Below are 24,039 nucleotides of genomic sequence, written 5' to 3'. Positions count from 1 at the left end.
GCGCCTTCCGGCGTGTCCACCACTTTAGCGGATTCCCCCGGATGCTCATAATCGAGCTTTTCGGTCCGGATTTCGGCATGCCGAAGTCGTTCCCGATTGGGGGTCGTGCGAAGTGGTTTGCCGCTGGTGCGGCTCGAGTGGCTGTCCCGTTTCCCTGCGGGCTCCGTGACAACTCGAAGAACACTACACGACGCCCCGACGGCCTTCAAACCCGTGCCGGGGCGCCCCCGTGGGGGTACTGTCTGTGGCATGACGAAGCATGCGCACCTTGCCCAGTGGTGGCCCGCCTGACGGCGGCCGCCCCCAGCGCATGCACTTCCACGGCCGCCGCTCCGGCGGCCGTTTCCGTATCTGCTCCCCCTCGCGGAGCCGGCCGTCCGGCCCGGCGGTCCCGAGACAGCGGGAGAGAGCACACCCATGGCACACACCACGACGGCACGCCCCCGGATCTTCAGCGGGGTCAAGCCGACCGGGCATCTGACCCTCGGCAACTACCTCGGCGCCCTGCGCCAGTGGGTCGAGGAGGACCAGTACCGGGCCGACGCGCTGTTCTGCGTCGTCGATCTGCACGCGCTGACCGTTGAGCACGATCCGGCGCGGGTGCGGCGGCTGACCCGGCAGGCGGCCACGCTGTTCCTGGCGGCCGGACTGGATCCGGCGCACTGCACCCTGTTCGTCCAGAGTCATGTGGACGAACACGCGCGGCTCTCCTATCTGATGGAGTGCACGGCCGCGGACGGCGAGATGCGGCGGATGATCCAGTACAAGGAGAAGGTCGCGCGGGAGTCGGCGCGGGGCAGGAGCGTACGGCTGTCGCTCCTCACCTATCCGGCGCTGATGGCGGCCGACATCCTGGCGTACGGGACGAACGAGGTGCCGGTCGGCGACGACCAGACGCAGCACGTGGAGCTGACCCGGGATCTGGCGCGGCGGTTCAACCAGCGGTACGGGCCGGTCTTCACCGTGCCGCGGGCGACGCCGCCGCCGGTGGCGGCGCGGGTGATGGACCTTCAGGACCCGCTGTCGAAGATGGGGAAGTCGCACGCCGAGGGCCGGGGCATCGTCTATCTGCTGGACGAGGCGGATGTCGTGCGCAAGAAGATCATGCGGGCGGTCACGGACAGCGGCAGCGACGTCCGCTACGACCGGGAGGAGCGGCCGGGGGTGTCGAACCTGCTGGATGTGCTCGCGGCGTGCACCGGGGGCAAGCCGGAGGTGCTGGCCGAGGAGTACACCTCGTACGGGGCGCTGAAGGGCGCTGTGGCCGAGGCGGTGGTGGAGGCGTTGCGGCCGCTGCGGGCCCGGCACGCCGAGTTGAGCGCGGACCCGGCGTACGTGGACGGGGTGCTGCGGGCCGGTGCCGAGCGCGCCCGGTCGCTGGCCCGGCCGCGGGTCGACGCCGCCTATGCGGCGGTGGGGTTGCTGCCGCCGGCCTGAGCCGGACAGGGCCTACGGGCCCCGGTTCGGCACCGGGGCCCGGGCGGGGTCAGCCGTTGCCGGAGGCCAGCTCGCGGCTGCGGTCGCGGGCCGCCTCCAGGGCGGCGATGAGGGCGGCGCGTACGCCGTGGCTCTCCAGTTCGCGGATGGCGCTGATGGTGGTGCCCGCGGGGGAGGTCACGGCCTCGCGCAGCGCGACCGGGTGCTGGCCGCTGTCGCGCAGCATCGTCGCGGCGCCGATCGCCGCCTGGACGATCAGGTCGTGGGCCTTGTCGCGGGGCAGCCCGAGCAGAATTCCGGCGTCCGTCATGGCCTCGACGAGAAAGTAGAAGTACGCCGGACCGGAGCCGGAGAGGGCGGTCGCGGCGTCCTGCTGGCTCTCCGGGACGCGGAGCGTCTTGCCGACGCCGCCGAAGATCGCCTCGGCGTGGACGAGGTGCTCCTCACCGGCGTGGCTGCCCGCCGAGATGACGGACATGGCCTCGTCGACGAGGGCGGGGGTGTTGGTCATGACGCGCACCACGGGGGTGCCGACGGCCAGGCGCGCCTCGAAGAAGGCGGTGGGAATGCCCGCGGCGCCGGAGATGACCAGCCGGTCGGCGGGCACGTGCGGGGCCAGCTCGTCCAGCAGCGTGCCCATGTCCTGCGGCTTGACGGTGAGGATGAGGGTGTCGGCGGCCTTGGCGGCCTCGGCGTTGGTGACGGCCTCGACGCCGTAGCGGGACCGCAGCTCCTGGGCGCGCTCCGGGCGGCGGGCGGTGACCAGTAGATCGGTCGGTTTCCGGCCACCGCGGATCATCCCGCTGAGCAGGGCTTCGCCGATCTTTCCCGTGCCGAGTACGGCGACCGTCTCCGTCATAGTGCGGCTCACCTCGTGCGTCGCTGCGATGAATGGACGTCTCTCATCCTCGCACCGGGGGCCGGGCGACGCGCCGCGCCCTACGGCGATCACCTGCCGACGGGAACCACAGGAGCGGCTTCCTTAAAAGCGCTTCAGGACTTCAGGCTGCGTTCAGGTTCGGTTCGGCAACGTAGTGGGGGTCGGAAGGGCACGACAGAGCCCGCCGACAGAACCGCCCCGCGCCACGAACCGAAGGAACCGTCCCCATGAAGCCCACCGCCCAATTATTCATTGTTCGATGAATAAATATTTTTTCGGCCCCTTCGGACAGCCCGGCGTGACGCGATCGCCTGCGAGCGCTGGCGTCCGCCGGGGCGACCGGAAGGAATCCGTCCTGTTCGACACCTCTCCATTCACAAGTTGGTTACATATCGACTTGCAAATGGTCACGGGCTTCTGGACACAATGGAGTTGAGTGTCGATACGTACAGGAGGGAGGCGATGGTGAGGACGGTCCGGCATACCGCTCGTGGGCTGCTAGCCGTGGTATCCGTACTGCTCGCCCTCTTCATCGCCGCGGACACCTCGTCCGCGCAGGTCACCCATCCTGAAACGATCAGCTCGACGGCGTCCGCCGATCCCAAGCCGATCATCAAGGCGCTCTCCACCCACCATGACAGCGGGGTGGAGGACTGCAAGGGGCTCCGTAACGGACGGGCGCCGCTGACCGCACCCACACCGAGCGGCAAATACGGATGTGTGTGCGGGTGCGACGCGGGTGTGCGAATGCCGCGCACCGCGATCAGCACACCTCTGACGGGACGCCAGGCCGTGCCGGTCTCGAGATCGGGCGAGTTGCCCGTCGTTCACCAGATTTTCCGCTGCTGAGGGCTGCACCGTCATATGCCGACGGCTCATGACGGCTGATGACGGCTCATTCTGCGCGCCCTCGCGCGCCTCGTTTCACGCTTCCTCACGCCTTGTGTGAGCAAGCGAGCTTCACCGCCAGCGACCGATTCCATCGATCCCACTGACGATGTGCTACGCCGTGCCCCCGCCTGCCCAGAGCCGGTGACGGGGCGCACTGGAGGCAACCCTCATGCGAAATTCCCTTCTTGCCCGAATGCGCGGCGCCGATGACGCCGCGGGCTCTCCCCCCGGCGCCGGGACGTTCCGCGCCGACTTCACCGCTTCTCTCGTCGTCTTCCTGGTGGCCGTGCCCCTGTGTGTGGGCGTGGCCGTCGCCTCCGGCGTCCCGGCCGAGCTGGGCCTGATCACCGGCATCATCGGCGGCCTGGTCACCGGCCTCCTGCCGGGCAGCAGCCTCCAGGTGTCGGGCCCCGCCGCCGGTCTGACGGTGCTGGTCTACGAGGCGGTCCAGGAATACGGCGTCGCGGCGCTGGGTGTGCTCGTCCTGGTGTCCGGACTGCTCCAGCTGGCGATGGGCGCCCTGGGTCTCGGCCGCTGGTTCCGGGCGATCTCGCTCGCCGTGGTGCAGGGCATGCTGGCCGGTATCGGCCTCGTACTGATCGCCGGGCAGCTCTACGCGCTCGGCGACATCAAGGCCCCGAGCAGCGGGCTCGACAAGATCTTCGGGATTCCCGGGCTGATCGGCGACGTGGCCGGGTCGAGCGACTCGCTCACGGCCGTGGCCATCGGCGTCGGAACCATCCTGGTCCTGGTCCTCTGGCCGCGCTTCCGCCAGGGCGCCAAGGTGCTGCCCGCCCCGCTGGCCGCGGTCGCCCTCGCGACGATCGCGACGGTCAGCTTCGATCTGCCGGTCGCCCGGGTCGAGGTCAAGGGTCTGCTGGAGGCCATCCAGCCCCCCGGCGTCGATCAGCTCACCCAGATGGCCGAAGTGGGTGTGATCGGGACCATTCTCGCGTTCACCCTGATCGCTTCGGCGGAGAGCCTGTTCAGTGCCGCGGCCGTGGACCGGCTGCACGACGGCCCGCGCACCGACTACGACAAGGAGCTCATGGCGCAGGGCGCCGGTAACGCGGTGTGCGGTGCGCTCGGCGCGCTGCCGATGACCGCGGTGATCGTGCGCAGCTCGGCCAATGTGTTCGCCGGTGCCAAGACGAAGCTCTCGCGCGTCCTGCACGGTGTGTGGCTGCTGGTCTTCGCGGTCCTCTTCCCCTCCGCGCTGGGCATCATCCCGGTCGCCACGCTCGCCGGTGTGCTGGTGCACGCGGGCTGGAAGCTGATCCCGACCAAGGAGCTGCTGCCGCTGTGGCGGGAGCGCCGGGGCGAGGCGATCATCCTGATCGTGACCGCCGGGGCCATCGTGATCACCAACATGTTCGAGGGCGTCATCATCGGTCTGCTGATGTCGGTCGCCAAGACCGCCTGGGAGACCTCGCACGTCCACATCGACGTCAAGGGCCGCGACGACGCCGAGGACCAGCCCATCAAGGTGCGGGTGCTCGGCAACGCGACCTTCCTCCGGCTGCCCAAGCTGCTGGACGAGCTGGAGGCGCTGCCCCGTGAGCGGGTCGTGGAGCTGGACCTGAGGGGTCTGCGCCATGTGGACCACGCCTGCGAGATGGCGCTGGCCACCTGGACCGAGCGGCACAACGCGGTGGTGAGCCACGCGGAGACCACCGACGAGGACGCGAAAGTACCGGCGTAACGCCTGACCGGCACAGCCCAGCCCCGGGCCCTCGGCGCTTCTCGCGCCGGGGGCCCGGGGCTTTTCGCCGGGCGTGCGGGTCACCCGATGCCGCGGTTCAGCCGCAGGCGACGGCGACGAAGCCGTCGCTTCCCGTCTTCACGTACGCGTCGGAGACGTACTGCCCCGGCGCGATGCAGTCCCAGATGTCCGTCGAGCCGTACGGACCGGACACCCGCTGACCGTGCGTCTGACAGCGGATCGACACACGGGTGTTGACCGGCAGCTTCTTGACCAGCGTGTAGCCCGTGCCGGGACCGCTGCGGACGTTGACCTGGTAGCCGGGCGCGGTCGGGTACGTGACCGCTTGCGCGACAGTGTCTTCGATGGCCATGTGGCCTCTCCCCCGTTGAACTACGTTCCGACGTAGTGCACATGTCGGATTAAGTGACACGACATGCGGAGGTTAACAAGCTTCGTACGCATCATCGACTAGGCTCGCCGGGTCGCTTAGCGGTCCGAATACACGGGGGTGGGGCATGCCGCCGGGGCGCGGAGCCGGGACGGGGCCGGAAACGGAAGATCCCGAGTACGCCGGGCAGTATCGGCTGGAAGCACGCCTCGGCTCCGGAGGCATGGGCGTCGTCCACCTGGCCCGTTCGGCGTCGGGGCGACGGCTCGCGGTGAAGGTCGTGCATGCCGAGTTCGCCGAAGACCCCGAGTTCAGGGCGCGGTTCCGGCAGGAGGTGGCGGCCGCGCGGCGGGTCAGCGGGGCGTTCACGGCGCCCGTCGTGGACGCCGACCCGGAGGGGGTGCGGCCCTGGATGGCCACCACGTACATCCCCGGCCCGACCCTCGCCGAACACGTCAAGCGGAACGGCTCGTTGAGCCCGGTCGAGGTGGTGGCGCTGGCCGCCGGGCTCGCGGAGGCGCTGCGCGACATCCATCGGGTGGGCGTCGTCCACCGCGATCTGAAGCCGAGCAACGTGCTGCTCGCGGCGGACGGCCCGAAGGTCATCGACTTCGGGATCTCCCGGCCGTCCGACAGCGAACTGCGCACCGAGACGGGCAAGTTGATCGGCACGCCGCCGTTCATGGCGCCCGAGCAGTTCCAGCGGCCGCGGGCGGTGGGTCCGGCGGCGGATGTGTTCGCGCTGGGGTCGCTGCTGGTGCACGCGGCGACCGGGCGGGGGCCGTTCGAGTCCGAGAGCCCGTACATCATGGCGTACCAAGTGGTCCACGACGAGGCGGATCTGGCGGGGGTGCCGGACGAACTGCTGCCGCTGATCGAGCGCTGTCTGGCCAAGAACCCGGCGGAACGGCCCTCCCCGGATGCCCTGATGACCGTGTTGCGGGCGGTCCGGGGGCCCCAGCCGCCGGAGGCGCGGGGGCCCGCCGCCCCCGTGGCTCTCCCGGCGCAGCGGGTGGCGGAGCCGGTGGTTGCGCCTGAGCCCGAGGTGGCGCCCGAGCCCGAGGTGGCGCCCGAGTCGGTCGTGCCGCCCGAGCCCGAGGAGATACCCGAGCCCGAGGCGACGTCCGGGCCCGAGGCCGCGCCCGCGCCGCGGGGGCGTCGGGGTGTGCGGCGGTGGGTCCCGGCGGCGCTCGCCGCGCTGGTCCTGCTGGGCGCGGGCACCGTCGTGGGGCTGCGTCAGCTGACCGAGCGGGAATCCGACGCGGAGCGGCAGCCGCAGAACAGCGCCGCCGCCACCGCGTGGCGGCCGTGGGACCGGGAGCTGCGCGGCGGCGCGGCCGGGGCGGCGGCCAAGGGGGCGCGGCCCGCGTCCTGTTCGTACGGGGACGGCGCGCTGTACTGCGCGGCGCGCGGCGTCCAGGCCGCCCGGATCGACCCCGCCGACGGCCGGGTGGTGTGGTCGCGCCCGGCCGCCACGAGCCGCCCCGGCGAGGGCACCCCCGCGGCGCCGGTCCCGGCGGGCGGGCTGGTGCGGGTGATGTCGCCGGACGGGACGCGGCTGGAGGCGCTGGATCCGCGGACGCACCGGGTGCGGTGGAGCCGGGAGGTGTCCGCGTACGGCGGCCGGGTGTACTCGGCGGGTGACACGGTGCTGCTGGTCGCGGCGGACGGCACCGTCACGGGGGTGAACGGGGCCACGAACCGGGAGCGTTGGAGCCATCCGCTGTCCGGGCACGCGGAGCCGAGCTTCTTCAGTTACGGCGACGGCCGCACCGCGTACGCCCTCACCACCGCCCCGGACGGTGGGCACACCCTGGTCACGGCCGTCGACACGGTGCGCGGTACGACGCGCTGGCACCGCTCGCTCTCCGGCACCCTCACCCCCGTCGGGGCGGGCCCGGACGGCGTCCTCCAGCTGACCGAGGCCGACGACCGGAGCCGTACCGTGGCCGTCGTCCGCTACGACCCGGCGCGGCGGGCGGAGCGGCGGTCCGACCTGACCGCTCCGGTGTCCCTGAGCAGCGCCACCGTGCGGGGCGATTGGGCGTATCTGCTGGGCGAGGACGGCGGGTTGGTGGCCGTCGACACCGCGCGCGGCGCCCAGCGGTGGCGGCTGGAGACCTCGGTCTCCAACGCCTCACCGCTGGTGGCCTCGGGCGAGCGGCTGTACTTCTCGTCGGCGGACGGCCGGCTGCTGGCCGTGGACACGCGGCGCGCCCGCCTGCTCGGCCAGACCCGCCCCCGGGCGGACCGCCCCGGCGGCCAGGGTTTCCTGGCCCTGATGCCCGCGCCGGTGACGGCGGCGGGCAAGGTGTTCGCGACGGCCCCGGACGGCACGGTGTTCGGCGTGGACGCCCGGGACCCGGCGCGTTGGTGAACTATCCCAGCTTGGTGACGTCCCGCACGGCGCCCTTGTCCGCGCTGAGGGCCATCGCCGCGTAGGCGCGCAGGGCCGTGGAGACCTTGCGCTCGCGGTTCTTCGGGGCGTAGACGCCGCCCAGGGCCTCGCGGCGGGTGGCCAACTCCTCCTCGGGGACGAGGAGTTCCATCGTGCGGGCCGGGATGTCGATGCGGATCCGGTCGCCGTCCTCGACCAGGGCGATGGTGCCGCCCGAGGCCGCCTCGGGGGAGGCGTGGCCGATGGACAGGCCCGAGGTGCCGCCGGAGAAGCGGCCGTCGGTGATCAGCGCGCAGGCCTTGCCCAGGCCCCGGCCCTTGAGGAAGGAGGTGGGGTAGAGCATTTCCTGCATGCCGGGGCCGCCCTTGGGGCCCTCGTAGCGGATGACGACGACGTCGCCCTCCTTGACCTGCTTGTTCAGGATCCGCTCGACGGCCTCCTCCTGCGACTCGCAGACGACGGCCGGGCCTTCGAAGGTCCAGATCGACTCGTCGACGCCCGCGGTCTTCACGACGCAGCCGTCCTCGGCGAGGTTGCCGTAGAGGACGGCGAGGCCGCCCTCGGTGGAGTAGGCGTGCGCGACGTCGCGGATGCAGCCGCCTTCGGCATCGGTGTCCAGCGTGTCCCAGCGCTCGGACTGGGAGAAGGCGGTCGCGGAGCGGACGCAGCCGGGGGCGGCGTGGAACAGTTCGACGGCCTCGGTGGACGGCGAACCGCCGCGGATGTCCCACTGCTTGAGCCAGTCGGCGAGCGAGTCGGAGTGCACGGAGTGCACGTCCTCGTTGAGGAGGCCGCCGCGGTACAGCTCGCCGAGGATGGCGGGGATGCCGCCCGCCCGGTGGACGTCCTCCATGTAGTACACGCCGCCGGGGGCGATGTTGGGCGCGACCTTGGACAGGCAGGGCACCCGGCGGGAGATCCCGTCGATGTCCTGCATGTCGAAGTCGAGGGCGGCCTCCTGGGCGGCGGCCAGCAGGTGGAGGATCGTGTTGGTGGAGCCGCCCATGGCGATGTCGAGGGCCATGGCGTTCTCGAAGGCGGCGCGGGAGCCGATGGCGCGCGGCAGGACGGTCTGGTCGTCCTGCTCGTAGTGGCGCTTGGTGATCTCCACGACCGTGCGCCCGGCCGTCTCGTACAGCTCCTTGCGGGCGGTGTGGGTGGCCAGCACCGAGCCGTTGCCCGGCAGGGCGAGGCCGATCGCCTCGGTGAGGCAGTTCATCGAGTTGGCGGTGAACATGCCGGAGCAGGAGCCGCAGGTCGGACAGGCGTTGTCCTCGATGAGGGCGATGTCCTCGTCCGAGACCTTGTCGTTGACGGCCTCGGAGATCGCGGTGATCAGGTCGAGCTTGCGGACCGTGCCGTCGACCAGGGTCGCGCGGCCGGACTCCATGGGGCCGCCGGAGACGAAGACGGTCGGGATGTTGAGCCGCATCGCGGCCATCAGCATCCCGGGCGTGATCTTGTCGCAGTTGGAGATGCAGATCAGCGCGTCCGCGCAGTGCGCCTCGACCATGTACTCGACGGAGTCGGCGATCAGATCGCGGGAGGGGAGGCTGTAGAGCATCCCGCCGTGGCCCATCGCGATGCCGTCGTCGACGGCGATGGTGTTGAACTCGCGCGGGATGCCGCCCGCCGCGTGGACCGCCTCGCTGACGATCCGGCCGACCGGCTGGAGGTGGGTGTGGCCCGGCACGAACTCGGTGAAGCTGTTGGCCACGGCGACGATCGGCTTGCCGAAGTCCTCACGCGCTACGCCGGAAGCCTGCATTAGGGCGCGGGCGCCCGCCATGTTGCGGCCGTGGGTGACGGTGCGAGACCTCAGCTCGGGCACGGTACTCGGCTCCCTCGTAAGTGCGTCCTGCGAAATCGGACCGATCGGACCTTGAGAATCGGATCGGAGTCTTCTGACTCTACGCCTGTGCGGCGCGAATCCCGATGTGGTGTCCGGATCCAGAGACAGGTGGCTCACAGTGCGGAATCACGGGCTACTTCTCGGTGAGGTACCGCTGGAGCGTCGGCCCCACCATGGCGACGATCTCGTCCACGGTCGCCGAGGCCACCGGCTCCATCTTGATCACGTACCGCAGCATCGCGACCCCGATGATCTGGGCGGCCGCGAGCTGGGCCCGGAACTTCGGGTCCGGCACGTCCAGGTCGCGCGCCATCCGCATCAGCAGGCGCCGCTCGATCAGCCCGCGCAGTACGGCGGCGGCCGCCTCGTTCGTGAGCGCGGAGCGCATCACCGCCAGCAGGGGCAGCCGGGAGACCGGGTTCTCCCAGGTGGCGAAGAAGTAGCGGGCCATCCGCTCCCCAGCGCCCTCCGGGCTGCCGCCGTGCACCGCGTCCGGGGCGCCCATGGCGGGCGCCAGGATCAGTTCGATCGCCGCGCCGAAGACCTGCTCCTTGGTGCCGAAGTAGTGGTGCACCAGCGCCGGGTCCACCTCGGCGGCCTTGGCGATGCCGCGGATCGAGGCCTTGTCGTAGCCGCGCTCGGCGAACTCGTTGCGCGCCGCGGTCAGGATCCGGTCGCGGGCCCCGGGTCCGTCGGCCGCGCTGCCGCGGGCCGGGCGGCCGCGGCCGCGCCGGGGCCCCGTGGCGGGCGGCTGGGGCGTGGCGGGGGTCACTTCCGGCGCACCGCCCTGCCCGTCCGGGAGGCCGGGGTCGGGGAGGCCAGATGGAGGCGGGTGAAGGCCAGCGCCTCCGCGAGGTCGGCCTCGCGCTCGGCCTGGGACATGGCCCGCCGGGTGTTCACCTCGACCACCACGTGGCCGTCGAAGCCGGTCCTGGCGAGACGTTCCAGCAGCTCGGCGCAGGGCTGGGTGCCGCGCCCCGGCACCAGGTGCTCGTCCTTGTTGGAGCCCTGGCCGTCGGCGAGGTGGAGATGGGCGAGCCGGTCGCCCATCCGGTCCACCATGTCCAGGGCGTCCGTGCGGGAGGTCGCGGTGTGCGAGAGGTCGATCGTGAAGTGCCGGTAGTCGTCCTTGGTGACGTCCCAGTCCGGCGCGTACGCGAGCATCTCGCGGTCGCGATAGCGCCACGGGAACATGTTCTCCACCGCGAACCGCACATCGGTCTCGTCCGCCATCCGCCAGATTCCGCGTACGAACTCGCGGGCGTACGACCGCTGCCATCGGAACGGCGGGTGGACGACGACGGTGGACGCGCCCAGCCGCTCGGCCGCCGCCTTGGCCCGCTGGAGCTTGACCCACGGGTCGGTCGACCACACCCGCTGAGTGATCAGCAGACATGGCGCGTGCACGGCAAGGATCGGCACCCCGTGATAATCCGAGAGGCGGCGCAGCGACTCGATGTCCTGGCTGACCGGATCGGTCCACACCATGACCTCGACACCGTCGTAGCCCAGCCGCGCGGCGATCTCGAAGGCCGTCGCCGTCGACTCCGGATAGACCGAGGCGGTGGACAGGGCGACCTTCGCATCCGGGATGCGCACCACTGGCTCTGTCACGAGGGACAGCGTACGGCCGCTGCTCTGTGCGACTAAACCGCGACTGCCGATCACGTCATGTGGGCAGGTGGTCCAGGCGGCGCAGAATGACCCCCTCGCGCAGCGCCCACGGGCAGATCTCCAGCACGTCGACCGCGAACAGATCCATGGCGGCCTCGGCCACCAGCGCCCCCGCCAGCAGCTGCGGGGCCCGTCCCTCGGACACCCCCGGCAGCTCGGCCCGCTCCTCGGTGGGCATGGCGGTCAGCCGGGGCACCCACTCCTCCAGCGCCTTGGCGGTCAGCCTGCGCTCCACGTACAGGCCCTCGGCGGAGCGCGCCGCGCCCGCGATCCGGGCCAGCTGCTTGAACGTCTTGGAGGTGGCGACCACCTGGTCCGGGGTGCTGTGGCGGCTGAAGTCGCCCACGACGCGGGCGATCTCGGCCCGCACATGGCGCCGCAGGGCCCGGACATCGGCCGGATCGGGCGGGTCGCCCGGCAGCCAGCCCGCGGTCAGCCGACCCGCGCCCAGCGGCAGCGAGACGGCCGCGTCGGGCTCCTCGTCGAGCCCGTACGCGATCTCCAGCGAACCGCCGCCGATGTCCAGGAGCAGCAGCCGCCCCGACGACCAGCCGCACCAGCGGCGGGCGGCCAGGAAGGTGAGCCGGGCCTCGTCCTCGCCGCTGAGCACGCGCAGCTGTACGCCGGTCTCCTCGGCCACCCGGGCGAGGACCTCGTCGGCGTTGGCGGCCTCCCGGACCGCGGAGGTCGCGAACGGCAGCACCTCCTCGACGCCCTTGTCCTCGGCCGCCTCCAGCGCCTCCTTCACCACCGCGATCAGCCGGTCGACGCCTTCGGAGCCGATGGCTCCGTCGCCGTCGAGGAGTTCGGCCAGCCGGAGTTCCGCCTTGTGGGAGTGGGCGGGCAGCGGGCGGGCACCCGGATGCGCGTCCACCACCAGCAGATGGACCGTATTCGAACCCACGTCGAGGACACCGAGTCTCATGGCCAGAACGCTACTGTGCGCCTGGCGTGGTCATGCACGGGATCCCTCCCGCTCTCACAGGATCCCCGTCCCCGTTGCCGTCATGTCGGGGGCATACCCTTGCACCGTGGCAACGACGAAAAAGGCGAAGCAGGACAAAGCCCGGAAGAACGCCCCGGGGCCGGAGCAGGACCAGCGGGCCGACGATGCCGCCCCTTCCCCGGCTGCCCCGCCCGTGGCGGCCCCGCCCGCGGACGAGGTCGGCCTGGACTTCGCCCGCGCCTGGGTGGAATTCCCCGACCCCGCCGACGAGGAGCAGGTCTTCCGCTGCGACCTGACCTGGCTGACCTCGCGCTGGAGCTGCATTTTCGGCCAGGGCTGCCAGGGCATCCAGGGCGGGCGCGCGAGCGACGGCTGCTGCACCCTGGGCGCGCACTTCTCGGACGAGGAGGACGAGGAGCGGGTCGCCCGCCATATGGCCCGGCTGACCCCGGAGGTCTGGCAGTTCCACGACGAGGGCCACGCCCGGGGTTGGGTGCAGGAGGACGAGGACGGCGACCGCCAGACGCGCCGTTACGACGGCTCGTGCATCTTCCAGAACCGCCCCGGTTTCGCGGGCGGCGCGGGCTGTGCGCTGCACATCCTCGCGCTGCGGGAGGGGCGCGAACCGCTGGAGACCAAGCCGGACGTGTGCTGGCAGCTGCCGGTGCGGCGGTCGTACGAGTGGATCGACCGCCCGGACGACACCCAGGTGCTCCAGATCACGATCGGCGAATACGACCGCCGGGGGTGGGGCCCGGGCGGGCACGACCTGCACTGGTGGTGCACGTCGGCGGTGTCGGCGCACGGTGCCGGGGATCCGGTGTACGTGTCGTACCGGCCGGAGCTGACGGAGCTGATGGGTAAGGCCGGGTATGACCGGCTGGTGGAGCTGTGCGAGGCGCGGTTGGCGGCGTCGTTGCCGCTGGTGGCGCCGCACCCGGCGGACCCGGCGGGCTGAATCCAGGGGCCTGCGCCCCTGGGCCCCGCCCCTTCCGGGCTCCGCCCCGGGGCCCGGCGCCCGCGGCCGTGGTGGGCTGAGGGCGCACCGTTACCGGGCGCCTCCTACCCCTTGGGCGTCGGCGAGTCCGACGGAGGTGGGGTGGACGGCGGCGAGGTGGGGTCGGGGGACGGCGCTGATGGGGTGGGGGTCGGGGCGGGTGTGCCTCGGCCCTCGATCACCACAACGGCGCCCGACGGCGCCACCGTCACCCGCGCCCGCCAGCGGCCCGGCGGCTCGCGGTCGTGGTCGACCGACACCGTGATCGTCGTCGTCTCACCGGGCCGCAGCTCGCCGGCGGTGTGGTGCAGCCGGAGCCAGGACGCGCCGCCCGACGCCGAGGCCGACCAGCGCACCGGGGCGCCGCCGGAGGCGGACAGAGTGATGACCGTCACATCACCGCTCGGCTGGGCCTCCACGGTGAGCCGCCCGGGCCCGGGGGCCGGGCGGGACGGGGCGGAGCCGCCGCCGTGGCGGCCGCCGCCCTCGGGGCGGGAGCCGCCACGGGAGCGGCCGACGTCCTTGGCATGGCGCTCCGGCTTGCCGTCCACGCCGATGACCTCGACCGACACTTCGGGTTCCCGGCCGCGCAGCCGGGGCGCGCCGGAACGGTCCTGCGCGCTGCCCGCCTGCTCGTACGCGCGCCCGGCGGACCGATCCTGCTCACCGGCCGGAGCCTCACCCGCGCCGTCGGCGGCGGCGGCCACCGAGTCCGTGTCGTGCTGGTCACCGGCGAGCGGCGCACCCCGGTACGCGGCCCACAGGGCGAGCACCGGGGCGGCCACGACCGTGGCGACCACGGTCGTGGTCAGGGCGCGGCTGCGCAGCCTGCTCCGGCGGGCGGCCCGGTCCTGGGGGGCGAGCGGGAAGCCGCGCCGGTCGAAGCGCGGACCGGCCGCGGCGCGCACCGGGCGGGCGCTCAGGGCGCACAGCATCGCGGCGTGCACGGCGGAGCGGTCCGCCTCCACCAGCGGCAGCGCGGCGGGCGCGGCGGCGGTGCCGGGCCAGGGGCCGTCCGCCGTGGCCCGCTCCGCCATCCGGCGGCATTCGCGGCAGTCGTCGACGTGGCGCACCAGCTCACGGCGGAGCGCGGCGGAGAGCAGCACCTGGGTGTCGCCCGCGAGCCGGGCGACGACGGGACAGTGGCCCAGCTCCACGACGGCGAGCGCGGCGCGGGTGCGCTCCACCTCGCAGGCGGCGCTGGAGAGCAGGGCGCGGGTCTCGTCGGGCTCCTTGCCGAGCGCGGCGGCGACCTCGGCGGGGGTGAGCTGGTGGCGGACGTGGAGTTCGAGCGCCTCGCGCTGGGCGGCGGTGGTCCCGGCGGCCTCGGGCCAGGCGAGCGCGGCGAGTTCGCGGCGGCGGCGGTCGGCGACGGGCTCGGGCAGTGCGGTGTCCGGACCGCCCCGCCCGCCCGCCGGGTCCCTCGGTTCGCGCCGCTCCCGCAGTTCGGTGAGCTTGCGCAGACAGGCCCAGCGGGCGACCGCGTAGAGCCACGGACGGCTCGGCTCCTCCTCGGCCTCCGCGCGCCCGCGCCCCCGGCCGAGCCGCCGCTCGGCGACGGCCAGCACATCGCCGAGCGTGACGGCCGCGGCGTCGTGCTCGCAGAGGACCGACAGGCAGTAGGTGAACAGACCGTCCAGATACGGCTCGTAGCGCGCGGGGGGCCGCTGAGGGCGCGTGGTGGTGACGCGGGGCGCGCGGCGCTGCGCCCGGTGTGCGCCGGTGGCGTGTGTCGAGTGCTCGGACCTGCTGCTCATCACCCGGCGACCGTAGGCGGATGATGCAGACCCGCTCGCCTTACTTGGGCAGTTTTAACCCTTACGGGTGACCATCTCCCTCATAAGGGGACAGGTGTCCCTCTTCCGTGCCGCAGAACTGCTATGAGCCCACAAGCATCCTGGGCGCCGCGCTGTCGGTGGCCGACGCTAGCGTTGGCGTCATGGCTGCCCGTAGCTCCTCCCGTTCATCCGCCAAGGACCGGCCCTCCTACCGCTGCACCGAATGCGGCTGGACCACCGCCAAGTGGCTCGGCCGCTGCCCGGAGTGCCAGGCCTGGGGCACGGTCGAGGAGTTCGGCGCGCCCGCCGTGCGCACGACCGCGCCCGGCCGGGTCACCTCGGCCGCGCTGCCCATCGGCCAGGTCGACGGCCGCCAGGCCACCGCCCGTTCCACCGGAGTGGACGAGCTGGACCGGGTGCTCGGCGGCGGCCTGGTCCCCGGCGCCGTGGCGCTGCTGGCCGGGGAGCCGGGCGTCGGCAAGTCGACGCTGCTGCTGGACGTCGCGGCCAAGGCGGCCACCGACGACCACCGGACGCTGTACGTGACCGGGGAGGAGTCGGCCGGTCAGGTCCGGCTGCGCGCCGACCGCATCGGGGCGCTGAGCGAGCATCTCTACCTCGCGGCCGAGACCGATCTGTCCGCCGTGCTCGGCCATCTCGACTCGGTCAAGCCGTCGCTGCTGATCCTGGACTCCGTCCAGACCGTCGCCTCCCCCGAGATCGACGGCGCGCCCGGCGGCATGGCCCAGGTGCGCGAGGTGGCCGGGGCGCTGATCCGGGCGTCCAAGGAGCGCGGCATGTCCACGCTGCTGGTCGGCCATGTGACGAAGGACGGGGCGATCGCGGGCCCGCGGCTGCTGGAGCACCTGGTCGACGTGGTGCTGCACTTCGAGGGCGACCGGCACGCCCGGCTGCGGCTGGTGCGCGGCGTCAAGAACCGTTACGGGGCGACGGACGAGGTGGGCTGCTTCGAGCTGCACGACGAGGGCATCACCGGCCTCGCCGACCCGTCGGGGCTGTTCCTCACCCGGCGCGCCGAGCCGGTGCCCGGCACCTGCCTGACCGTCACCCTGGAGGGCCGCCGCCCGCTGGTCGCCGAGGTGCAGGCGCTGACGGTCGACTCGCAGATCCCCTCCCCCCGCCGCACCACCTCAGGGCTGGAGACCTCCCGCGTCTCGATGATGCTGGCCGTGCTGGAGCAGCGGGGCCGGATCAGCGCGCTCGGCAAGCGCGACATCTACAGCGCCACGGTGGGCGGGGTGAAGCTGTCGGAGCCCGCGGCGGACCTCGCGGTGGCGCTCGCGCTGGCGAGCGCGGCGAGCGACACCCCGCTGCCGAAGAACCTGGTGGCGATCGGCGAGGTGGGGCTCGCGGGCGAGGTCCGGCGGGTCACGGGCGTGCAGCGGCGGCTGTCCGAGGCCGCCCGGCTGGGCTTCACCCACGCCCTGGTGCCCACCGATCCGGGGCGCATCCCCGACGGCATGCGGGTGCTGGAGGTGGCGGACATAGGGGACGCACTGCGCGTACTGCCCCGCCGGGAGCGCACCGACCGGTCCCGCGGGGACGCCCCCGAGCAGGGGTGATGACGGGGGCGAACGCGGTGGTGAGCGGGGCGATCCGGACCGCAGGGGGAGCCGCACTCCGGTTCCCGCCCACGGGCGTACGCCGGGAGACCCCACGGGAGGCCGGGGACCGCCGGTAGACTTTGCCCTGGTCTCGCCGTACGTGGCCTCGTACAGGGGCGCGGAGGGGCGACTCGCGGCACCGATTCAGACCTTGTGACGGAGGAGTGCAGTGGCAGCAGGCGACCGGGCATCGAATCCCGGCAAAGCCGACAGTCTGATGCGTGCCACTCTGAGCGCTGTCGCGCCGGGCACGGCCCTGCGCGACGGCCTTGAGCGCGTCCTCCGTGGAAACACGGGCGGGCTCATCGTGCTCGGCACCGACAAGACCGTCGAGTCGCTGTGTACCGGCGGCTTCGTCATCGACGTCGAGTTCACCGCCACCCGGCTGCGCGAACTGTGCAAGCTGGACGGGGCGCTGGTACTCGACAAGGACATCAGCAAGATCGTGCGGGCGGGGGTGCAGCTCGTCCCGGACGCGGCGATCACCACCGAGGAGACCGGCACCCGGCACCGCACCGCGCAGCGCGTCTCCATCCAGACCGGGTTCCCGGTCGTGTCCGTCAGCCAGTCCATGCGGCTGATCGCGCTGTACGTGGACGGGCTGCGGCGGGTCCTGGAGGATTCCGCGGCCATCCTGTCCCGCGCCAATCAGGCGCTGGCCACGCTGGAGCGGTACAAACTGCGGCTGGACGAGGTCGCGGGCACCCTCTCCGCGCTGGAGATCGAGGACCTGGTCACCGTCCGGGACGTCAGCGCGGTCGCGCAGCGGCTGGAGATGGTGCGGCGCATCGCCACCGAGATCGCCGAGTACGTGGTGGAGCTGGGCACGGACGGCCGGCTGCTGTCGCTCCAGCTGGACGAGCTGATCGCGGGCGTCGAGCCGGAGCGGGAGCTGGTCGTACGGGACTACGTGCCCGAGCCGACGGCCAAGCGCACCCGCACCGTCGCCGACGCGCTCGCCGAGCTGGACCGGCTCACCCACACCGAGCTGCTCGAACTCCCCATCGTGGCCCGCGCCCTCGGGTACACGGGCTCCCCCGAGACCCTGGACTCGGCGGTCTCCCCGCGCGGCTTCCGGCTGCTGGCCAAGGTGCCGAGGCTGCCGGGGGCGATCATCGAGCGGCTGGTGGAGCACTTCGGCGGGCTACAGAAGCTGCTGGCCGCGAGTGTGGACGATCTCCAGATGGTCGACGGCGTGGGCGAGGCCCGGGCCCGCTCGGTCCGCGAGGGCCTGTCACGGCTGGCGGAGTCGTCGATCCTGGAGCGGTACGTGTAGCGACAGACACGGCAGAGGGGGCCGGATCCGCGTCGGCGGATCCGGCCCCCTCTGCCGTGCGGCATCAGTCCTTGTCGAGGACGAACGACACCTTGGCCGTGCCGAGGCCGTCCAGCTTCGCCTCGACCAGGTAGGTGCCGGGCGCGGCGGTCCTGCTGCCGGTCGGCTTCGCGCAGTGGGCGGCGGTGCGCTTGCGGTCCCACTCCACGGTGCGCTTGGTCTCGCCGGAGGCGGGCACCTCGATCAGGGCGGCGGCGGTGCCCTCGGGGCAGTCGTCCGAGGCCCAGACGTGCTTGTTGTCCGCGTCCGTGATGGTCAGTGAGGCGGCCGCCCGGCCGAAGTCCACCGCGCAGGAGCTGTTCGAGGAGTTCTTCACGGTGATTTCGAACGTCGGCTTCTCATCCGGCTCGTACGTGTTCTTCACCTTCGCGTCCTTGACACTGCGCACCGTCAGGTCGATGTCGCCGCGCTTGCACTCCGGCAGGCTCGACCCGACGGGCAGCCCCTGGCCGTCGCCCTCGCCGAGTCCGTCGCCGGTGCCGCCGGTGCCGCCGGAGGTGCCGTCGTCCCCCGCGCCGCCGGACCCGGTGCCCGTGCCGCCGTCGCCGGAGTCACCGGAGCCGGAGCCGGATCCGGAACCCGAGCCGGGGCCCGTGCCGCCGGTGTCCGACTCGTCGCGCCCACCGGGGCGTTCGCTGTTCACCGGCCCGGAGGTGGTCGGTCCGGGGGTGATCGTACGCGCGGGTCCGCCGCCGCCCGGCCCCTTGCCCTCGTCGCTTCCGCCGCCGCCCGAACCACCCCAGCCGAAGGCCCAGATGACGAGCAGCACGATGACGGCGAGCAGGGCCAGCGCAACAGCCCTCCGCCGCCAGTAGATGGAGGAGGGAAGCGGCCCGATCGGATTGCGCAGAGATCCCACGCGGAAACTCTATGGGAGATCGACGCCATGACCCGCCAATAACCGCCGTCGGTCTCCCTACTTTTCTCATCATCCGACCGGATCGGCCACCTGGGCGACAACGGCGCGGGCGGTTCCCGGCCGCCCACCGCGCACCCTCACCTGAATTGCACCGTTTCGCTCGGATCTGCCCCGGCTCGACCCGAACGCCCGCGCCCTCGGCCCCCATCGGGCGTTCCGCCGTGTCAGGATCGGATGTGATGACTGCCATTTCCGCCGCCCCGGCCGCCGCAACCCCGACCCCCGATGGTGCCGAGCTCCACCGGCCCGTCATCGACTGGTTCGACGCCCACGCCCGCGACCTCCCCTGGCGCCGCCCGGAGGCCGGAGCGTGGGGTGTGATGGTGAGCGAGTTCATGCTCCAGCAGACGCCGGTGAGCCGTGTGCTGCCGGTGTACGAGCAGTGGCTCGCCCGCTGGCCGCGCCCGGCCGACCTGGCCGCCGAGCCGCCCGGTGAGGCGGTCCGCGCCTGGGGGCGGCTCGGCTATCCGCGCCGCGCGCTGCGGCTGCACGGCGCGGCGGCGGCCATAAGGGAGCGGCACGGCGGTGACGTACCGGAGGACCATGCGCAGCTGCTCGCGCTGCCGGGGGTCGGCGAGTACACGGCGGCGGCCGTGGCCTCGTTCGCGTACGGCCAGCGCCACCCGGTGCTGGACACCAACGTCCGCCGGGTGTTCGCGCGGGCGGTCGGCGGCGTCCAGTACCCGCCGAACGCCACGACCGCCGCCGAGCGCAAGCTCGCCCGTGCCCTGCTGCCGGACGACGAGCGGACGGCGGCGCGCTGGGCGGCGGCCACGATGGAGCTGGGCGCCCTGGTCTGCACGGCCCGCACCCCCGACTGCGCGCGCTGCCCCATCGCGGCGTCCTGCGCCTGGCGCGGGGCCGGTGCGCCGGAGCACGACGGCCCGCCGCGGCGCGGCCAGAGTTACGCGGGGACGGACCGTCAGGTGCGGGGCAAGCTGCTGGCGGTGCTGCGGGAGGCGGTCGCGCCGGTGCCACAGGCGGCGCTGGACCAGGTGTGGAACGAGCCGGTGCAGCGGGCCCGGGCGCTCGACGGGCTGGTCTCCGACGGCCTCGTCGAACCGCTCGCGGGCGGCCTCTACCGGCTGCCGCTGACCTGACCCACAGCCGTTCTTTCCCGGCCTCACCAGGCATCCTGTGACAGGGCTGTGACACTTCCAGGACCCGGTTCTGACACTCCGTCGAACCGGGTTCCGCTGTTACACAACCTATGGGTAGCTGTGCGTTTGCCGACGTGCTGACGCACATGGCTCCGCAACAGCGCCTCCGTAGCGTCCTTCCCGTGCCGCCGAACGGCAGGCATTCAACGTGGGGAAGACAGCGGGATGGAGGGCTGCACGATGAACGGCAGCAGCGGCAAGGTTCTGGACTTCGAGGAGTACGTGCGCAACCGGCAGGACGCGCTGCTGCGCAGCGCCCGTCGGCTGATCCCGGACCCGATCGAGGCACAGGACCTCCTCCAGACCGCGCTCGTGCGCACCTACGGCCGCTGGGACGGGATAGCCGACAAGTCCCTCGCCGACGCGTATCTCCGCCGCGTCATGATCAACACCCGTACCGAGTGGTGGCGCGCCCGCAAGCTGGACGAGGTGCCCACCGAGCAGCTGCCGGAGGCCAGCGTCGACGACGGCACCGAGCAGCACGCCGACCGGGCCCTGCTGATGGACATCCTCGGGGTGCTGGCTCCCAAGCAGCGCAGTGTCGTGGTGCTGCGACACTGGGAGCAGATGACGACGGAGGAGACGGCGGAGGCGCTCGGTATGTCGACCGGCACGGTCAAGAGCACGCTGCACCGGGCGCTCGCGCGGCTGCGGCAGGAGCTGGAGAGCCGCGAGCTGGATGCCCGCGCGCTCGGCCGCGAGCCGGCGGGCGAGCCCGCCGCCGCGAAGCCGCTCCGGGCGGGGAACCAGGTCCGGCGTGACCGCCAGGAGCGGGGGCAGGAACGGTGCGCGGCCTGATCAAGGCCACTCCCGGCAGGACTGCCATGATCACCGGCGGCGCGGTCGTGGGCCTCGCGGCAGCCGGGGGCTGGATGCTGGCCGGATGCGGCGCCGGCAGCCAGGGCGTGCGGACGGAGGGCCCCGCACGCACCCAGTGGACCTCGCCCTCCGCGCAGGACAAGGGCTCGTACGCGAGCGGGTCGACGACCAAGCCGCCCGCCGTGCAGAAGGCCGACGCGGTGCGGCTGATCAAGGAGGACCCGAAGGTCGGCCGGAACCTGAAGTCGCACCTCCAGCCGTGCACGGCGACGGCCGCGAAGGGACAGCCGGTCAAGGGCTACCCGGTGGAGGTGTCCCGGGGGAAGCTGACCGGACCCACCGCGCCCGATCTCGTCATCAACGTCACGAGCTGCGATGACGGCTTCGGCATCGGCTCGTATGTGTACCGCAAGGTGGGACAGCGGTACGAGAACGTCTTCACGGACGAGCAGCCGCCCGTCTACGCCGACGTCGTCAAGGGCGATCTGAGCGTCACCAAGCTCAGTTACGCCTCCGGGGACACCGTCTGCTGTCCCTCGCGCGAGGACGTCATCACCTACCGTTGGGCGGAAAGCAGGCAGGCGTTCACCGTGGTCCGGCACCGGCACACCGACTACAGCAAGAGCAGCCCCACGGACGACCCCGCCCCCAGCGCCGCCGCGAAGGACGGCGGCGAGGACGACGGAACGGAAGGCTGAACCGAGGCTGTGGCCGAAACCCATGTGCTCTTCGTCGAGGACGACGACGTCATCCGCGAGGCCACCCAGCTCGCCCTGGAGCGCGACGGCTTCCTGGTGACCGCCGCGCCCGACGGACTGACCGGGCTTGAGCGGTTCCGGGCCGACCGGCCCGACATCGCCCTGCTGGACGTGATGGTTCCGGGCCTGGACGGGGTCAGCCTGTGCCGCCGGATCCGCGACGAGTCCACCGTGCCCGTGATCATGCTGTCGGCCCGCGCCGACTCGATCGACGTGGTGCTGGGCCTGGAGGCCGGGGCCGACGACTACGTCACCAAGCCCTTCGACGGCGCCGTGCTGGTCGCCCGCATCCGGGCCGTGCTGCGCCGCTTCGGCCACGCCAGCGGCCCCGGCGGCCGCGGCGGCGAGCCGCCGGGACCCGAGGAGCCCGAGGGCGGGGTGCTGCGCTTCGGCGACCTGGAGGTGAACCCGGAGGGCATGGAGGTCCGCAAGGGCGGTGAGCAGGTCGCGCTGACGCCGACCGAGATGCGGCTGCTGCTGGAGTTCTCCGCCGCGCCCGGCACCGTGCTCTCCCGCGACCGGCTGCTGGAGCGGGTGTGGGAGTACGGCTGGGGCGGGGACACCCGGGTCGTGGACGTCCACGTCCAGCGGCTGCGCGGCAAGATAGGCCAGGACCGCATCGAGACGGTCCGCGGCTTCGGCTACAAGCTCAGGGGCTGAAGCAGGACCATGGTGAGACTCGCGCTCCGCTCCGGACTGCGCTGGAAGGTCAGCCTGGCGATCGCCGCGGTGAGCGCGCTGGTCGCGGTCGCGCTGAGCCTCGTCGTCCACAACGCGGCCCGGGTCTCGATGCTCGACAACAGCCGCACGGTGATGGACGAGCGGGTGAAGGTCGCGCAGAAGTGGTACGAGGAGTCCCGGGTGCTGGGCTTCGGCGCCAAGCTGGACGACCCGCGGCTGCCCGAGGACCTGCGGAAGTTCGCGGCGCGCGGGCAGCGCGCCACCTATCTGGAGGACTCCGGCACCGGCAGCCCCGAGGTGTGGGCGTCGGTGCCGCTGCGCGACGGCAAGGTGCTGTCGGTCCACACCCGTTTCCAGGACCGCTTCGCCGTCCTGGACGACCTGGACCGGGTGCTGATCCTGGGCTCGGTCTCGGTGGTGCTGGGCGGGATCGCGCTCGGCGTGCTCATCGGCGACCAGCTCTCGCGGCGGCTGCGCAAGGCCGCCACCGCGGCCCGCAAGCTCGCCGAGGGCGACTCCGAGGTGCGGGTACGGGACGCCATCGGCGGCCGGGTGCGCGACGAGACCGACGACCTGGCGCGCGCCGTCGACGGCATGGCCGAGGCGCTCCAGGAGCGTCTTGAGGCGGAGCGCCGGGTCACCGCCGACATCGCGCACGAGCTGCGCACCCCGGTCACCGGGCTGCTCACCGCCGCCGAGCTGCTGCCCCCGGGCCGCCCCACCGAGCTGGTACGGGACCGGGCGCAGGCGATGCGCACGCTGGTCGAGGACGTGCTGGAGGTGGCCCGGCTGGACGGCTTCGCCGAGCGGGCCGAACTCCAGGAGATCGACCTCGCCGAGTTCATCACCCGCCGGGTGCGCGTGGTGTCCCCGGACGCCCAGGTCACGGTGGTGTCCCGGGACGCCCACGTCTCCACCGATCCCCGGCGGCTGGAACGCATACTCGGCAATCTGCTGGCCAACGCCGCCCGGCACGGCAAGCCGCCGTTCGAGGTCACCGTGGAGGGCCGGGTGCTGCGGGTCCGCGACCACGGACCCGGCTTCCCGGAGTCGCTGCTGAAGGACGGGCCGAGCCGGTTCCGCACCGGCAGCAAGGACCGGGCGGGCAAGGGCCACGGGCTGGGCCTGACCATCGCCGCGGGCCAGGCCCGGGTGCTGGGCGCGCGGCTGACGTTCCGTAACGCGGACCCGGCGGTGGAGGGCGAGGACGGAGCGGTGGCGGTGCTGTGGCTGCCGGAGTCGGCGCCCACCAACACCGGCAGCTTCCCCGTCATCGAGGTCCCGGACTGAGGCATGTCCGCCCCGCTGAGTGCTCAGGGGGCAGGGCTCGGCACCGACGTCGCGCTGCCGGGAGGCGTGGTGCTGCCGGAAGGCGTCGTGCTGCCGGGAGGCGTCGTGCTGCCGGAAGGCGTCGCGTTCGTGTCCTCGTCCCACGGGAGGGTGGGATCCTGCTCGATACGCGGGCTCCAGGGCGTCTCCTCCGGGCGCTCGAAGGGGCCCTTCCGCTCCTGCATCAGGAACATCATCACGAGCATGAAGGCGATGCTCACGATGGTCAGGGCCATCCCCACGGGGTTGTTGAGGTTGTAGACGTACCGGTTGGTGCCCCAGTTGCTCTTCTTGAAGACCGGCTCGTAGTCATCGTCGTCACGGTGCGGCATGAGTCCCCCGAAGTCGCCCGTTCAGTGGGCGAGATCATCGCACACCAGGTGCCGGTCCCCGCCCTGACTCCTCGCTGCCCACGGCGACGGCCCCGGCGCTCGGTGCGCCGGGGCCGTCAGAGCCGTGCGAGTCG

21 protein-coding genes are annotated in these 24,039 nt (G+C 72.5%); 12 read left to right on the top strand and 9 right to left on the bottom strand.

Features of this window, described 5'->3' with window-relative positions; genetic code table 11:
* The first annotated feature begins 417 nt into the window (after positions 1–417).
* The gene (gene trpS / locus LCH29_RS21230) at positions 418–1,437 is read left to right on the top strand and encodes a tryptophan--tRNA ligase (RefSeq protein ID WP_446463320.1); all 1,020 of its coding nucleotides are present in this window, start codon (positions 418–420) and stop codon (positions 1,435–1,437) included.
* A gap of 49 nt (positions 1,438–1,486) precedes the next feature.
* Here the strand turns inward: trpS and proC are convergent, their stop codons facing one another.
* Positions 1,487–2,296 (bottom strand): pyrroline-5-carboxylate reductase, encoded by an 810-nt coding sequence (gene proC / locus LCH29_RS21225; RefSeq protein ID WP_446463319.1) that lies wholly within the window; start codon positions 2,294–2,296, stop codon positions 1,487–1,489.
* Positions 2,297–2,779: 483 nt separating this feature from the next.
* On the opposite strand from proC, the gene LCH29_RS21220 reads away from it, so the two are divergent.
* Together LCH29_RS21220 and LCH29_RS21215 are read left to right on the top strand one after the other, a co-directional pair.
* Positions 2,780–3,166 carry a hypothetical protein gene (locus tag LCH29_RS21220; protein WP_446463318.1) on the top strand — a complete coding sequence of 129 codons (387 nt, stop codon included), beginning with the start codon at positions 2,780–2,782 and terminating at the stop codon, positions 3,164–3,166.
* Positions 3,167–3,401: 235 nt separating this feature from the next.
* On the top strand, positions 3,402–4,910 hold the full coding sequence (locus LCH29_RS21215) for a SulP family inorganic anion transporter (RefSeq protein WP_446463317.1): 1,509 nt from the start codon (positions 3,402–3,404) through the stop codon (positions 4,908–4,910).
* 97 nt (positions 4,911–5,007) lie between these two features.
* On the opposite strand, the gene LCH29_RS21210 is transcribed toward LCH29_RS21215, so the two are convergent.
* Positions 5,008–5,283 (bottom strand): SH3 domain-containing protein, encoded by a 276-nt coding sequence (locus LCH29_RS21210; protein WP_446463316.1) that lies wholly within the window; start codon positions 5,281–5,283, stop codon positions 5,008–5,010.
* A 145-nt stretch (positions 5,284–5,428) separates the two neighbouring features.
* Here LCH29_RS21210 and LCH29_RS21205 point away from each other — a divergent pair, with 145 nt between their 5' ends.
* A complete protein-coding gene (locus LCH29_RS21205; protein WP_446463315.1) occupies positions 5,429–7,678 on the top strand; it encodes a protein kinase domain-containing protein in 2,250 nt (749 codons plus the stop codon).
* Between the two features lies 1 nt (position 7,679).
* On the opposite strand, the gene ilvD is transcribed toward LCH29_RS21205, so the two are convergent.
* The 4 genes from ilvD to LCH29_RS21185 form a co-directional block, all read right to left on the bottom strand.
* On the bottom strand, positions 7,680–9,530 hold the full coding sequence (gene ilvD, locus LCH29_RS21200; protein WP_446463314.1) for a dihydroxy-acid dehydratase: 1,851 nt from the start codon (positions 9,528–9,530) through the stop codon (positions 7,680–7,682).
* A gap of 154 nt (positions 9,531–9,684) precedes the next feature.
* Entirely contained in the window at positions 9,685–10,323 is a 639-nt protein-coding gene (locus tag LCH29_RS21195; RefSeq protein WP_446463313.1) for a TetR/AcrR family transcriptional regulator, read from the bottom strand.
* The gene (locus tag LCH29_RS21190; RefSeq protein ID WP_123105647.1) at positions 10,320–11,165 is read right to left on the bottom strand and encodes a sugar phosphate isomerase/epimerase family protein; all 846 of its coding nucleotides are present in this window, start codon (positions 11,163–11,165) and stop codon (positions 10,320–10,322) included. The genes LCH29_RS21195 and LCH29_RS21190 overlap by 4 nt, the downstream gene beginning before the upstream one ends.
* A 55-nt stretch (positions 11,166–11,220) precedes the next feature.
* Positions 11,221–12,150 (bottom strand): Ppx/GppA phosphatase family protein, encoded by a 930-nt coding sequence (locus tag LCH29_RS21185; RefSeq protein ID WP_446463312.1) that lies wholly within the window; start codon positions 12,148–12,150, stop codon positions 11,221–11,223.
* A 106-nt stretch (positions 12,151–12,256) separates the two neighbouring features.
* Between LCH29_RS21185 and LCH29_RS21180 the strand changes: the two genes are divergently transcribed.
* Entirely contained in the window at positions 12,257–13,129 is an 873-nt protein-coding gene (locus LCH29_RS21180) for a hypothetical protein (RefSeq protein ID WP_446463311.1), read from the top strand.
* Between the two features lie 104 nt (positions 13,130–13,233).
* Here LCH29_RS21180 and LCH29_RS21175 read toward each other — a convergent pair whose 3' ends face one another.
* A complete protein-coding gene (locus tag LCH29_RS21175) occupies positions 13,234–14,925 on the bottom strand; it encodes a BACON domain-containing protein (RefSeq protein WP_446463310.1) in 1,692 nt (563 codons plus the stop codon).
* 182 nt (positions 14,926–15,107) lie between these two features.
* On the opposite strand from LCH29_RS21175, the gene radA reads away from it, so the two are divergent.
* Positions 15,108–16,529, top strand: a complete 1,422-nt coding sequence (radA, locus tag LCH29_RS21170; RefSeq protein WP_446463309.1) for a DNA repair protein RadA — start codon at positions 15,108–15,110, stop codon at positions 16,527–16,529.
* 259 nt (positions 16,530–16,788) lie between these two features.
* On the top strand, positions 16,789–17,847 hold the full coding sequence (gene disA / locus LCH29_RS21165) for a DNA integrity scanning diadenylate cyclase DisA (protein WP_446463308.1): 1,059 nt from the start codon (positions 16,789–16,791) through the stop codon (positions 17,845–17,847).
* Positions 17,848–17,911: 64 nt separating this feature from the next.
* Here the strand turns inward: disA and LCH29_RS21160 are convergent, their stop codons facing one another.
* Positions 17,912–18,766: a hypothetical protein gene (locus LCH29_RS21160; protein WP_446463307.1), complete on the bottom strand. Its 855-nt coding sequence runs from the start codon at positions 18,764–18,766 to the stop codon at positions 17,912–17,914.
* 239 nt (positions 18,767–19,005) lie between these two features.
* On the opposite strand from LCH29_RS21160, the gene LCH29_RS21155 reads away from it, so the two are divergent.
* From LCH29_RS21155 to cseC, 5 genes are all read left to right on the top strand, one after another.
* The gene (locus LCH29_RS21155; RefSeq protein WP_446463306.1) at positions 19,006–19,926 is read left to right on the top strand and encodes an A/G-specific adenine glycosylase; all 921 of its coding nucleotides are present in this window, start codon (positions 19,006–19,008) and stop codon (positions 19,924–19,926) included.
* A 240-nt stretch (positions 19,927–20,166) separates the two neighbouring features.
* The gene (locus LCH29_RS21150) at positions 20,167–20,784 is read left to right on the top strand and encodes a SigE family RNA polymerase sigma factor (protein WP_446463305.1); all 618 of its coding nucleotides are present in this window, start codon (positions 20,167–20,169) and stop codon (positions 20,782–20,784) included.
* Positions 20,772–21,503, top strand: coding sequence for a hypothetical protein (locus LCH29_RS21145; protein ID WP_446463304.1), 732 nt, complete (start codon positions 20,772–20,774; stop codon positions 21,501–21,503). The genes LCH29_RS21150 and LCH29_RS21145 overlap by 13 nt, the downstream gene beginning before the upstream one ends.
* Before the next feature lie 9 nt (positions 21,504–21,512).
* Positions 21,513–22,223, top strand: coding sequence for a two-component system response regulator CseB (cseB, locus tag LCH29_RS21140; RefSeq protein ID WP_446463303.1), 711 nt, complete (start codon positions 21,513–21,515; stop codon positions 22,221–22,223).
* Positions 22,224–22,232: 9 nt separating this feature from the next.
* Positions 22,233–23,534, top strand: a complete 1,302-nt coding sequence (gene cseC / locus LCH29_RS21135; protein WP_446463302.1) for a two-component system sensor histidine kinase CseC — start codon at positions 22,233–22,235, stop codon at positions 23,532–23,534.
* A 23-nt stretch (positions 23,535–23,557) separates the two neighbouring features.
* Here the strand turns inward: cseC and LCH29_RS21130 are convergent, their stop codons facing one another.
* Positions 23,558–23,905 (bottom strand): hypothetical protein, encoded by a 348-nt coding sequence (locus LCH29_RS21130; RefSeq protein ID WP_446463301.1) that lies wholly within the window; start codon positions 23,903–23,905, stop codon positions 23,558–23,560.
* Positions 23,906–24,039: the final 134 nt, after the last annotated feature.

The organism is Streptomyces sp. BRA346 (assembly GCF_052851135.1).
The sequence above is the reverse complement of the archived record's forward strand: the minus strand, read 5'-3'. Positions and strand labels throughout refer to the sequence as shown.

What these genes read in the sequence shown, in the direction of transcription:
- LCH29_RS21185 (WP_446463312.1), bottom strand. Translation starts at nt 12,150, where the DNA reads ATGAGACTCGGTGTCCTCGACGTGGGTTCGAATACGGTCCATCTGCTG.
- LCH29_RS21205 (WP_446463315.1), top strand. Translation starts at nt 5,429, where the DNA reads ATGCCGCCGGGGCGCGGAGCCGGGACGGGGCCGGAAACGGAAGATCCC.
- LCH29_RS21130 (WP_446463301.1), bottom strand. Translation starts at nt 23,905, where the DNA reads ATGCCGCACCGTGACGACGATGACTACGAGCCGGTCTTCAAGAAGAGC.
- LCH29_RS21210 (WP_446463316.1), bottom strand. Translation starts at nt 5,283, where the DNA reads ATGGCCATCGAAGACACTGTCGCGCAAGCGGTCACGTACCCGACCGCG.
- LCH29_RS21175 (WP_446463310.1), bottom strand. Translation starts at nt 14,925, where the DNA reads ATGAGCAGCAGGTCCGAGCACTCGACACACGCCACCGGCGCACACCGG.
- LCH29_RS21220 (WP_446463318.1), top strand. Translation starts at nt 2,780, where the DNA reads ATGGTGAGGACGGTCCGGCATACCGCTCGTGGGCTGCTAGCCGTGGTA.
- radA (WP_446463309.1), top strand. Translation starts at nt 15,108, where the DNA reads ATGGCTGCCCGTAGCTCCTCCCGTTCATCCGCCAAGGACCGGCCCTCC.
- LCH29_RS21150 (WP_446463305.1), top strand. Translation starts at nt 20,167, where the DNA reads ATGAACGGCAGCAGCGGCAAGGTTCTGGACTTCGAGGAGTACGTGCGC.
- proC (WP_446463319.1), bottom strand. Translation starts at nt 2,296, where the DNA reads ATGACGGAGACGGTCGCCGTACTCGGCACGGGAAAGATCGGCGAAGCC.
- LCH29_RS21155 (WP_446463306.1), top strand. Translation starts at nt 19,006, where the DNA reads ATGACTGCCATTTCCGCCGCCCCGGCCGCCGCAACCCCGACCCCCGAT.
- cseC (WP_446463302.1), top strand. Translation starts at nt 22,233, where the DNA reads ATGGTGAGACTCGCGCTCCGCTCCGGACTGCGCTGGAAGGTCAGCCTG.
- disA (WP_446463308.1), top strand. Translation starts at nt 16,789, where the DNA reads ATGCGTGCCACTCTGAGCGCTGTCGCGCCGGGCACGGCCCTGCGCGAC.
- trpS (WP_446463320.1), top strand. Translation starts at nt 418, where the DNA reads ATGGCACACACCACGACGGCACGCCCCCGGATCTTCAGCGGGGTCAAG.
- LCH29_RS21215 (WP_446463317.1), top strand. Translation starts at nt 3,402, where the DNA reads ATGCGCGGCGCCGATGACGCCGCGGGCTCTCCCCCCGGCGCCGGGACG.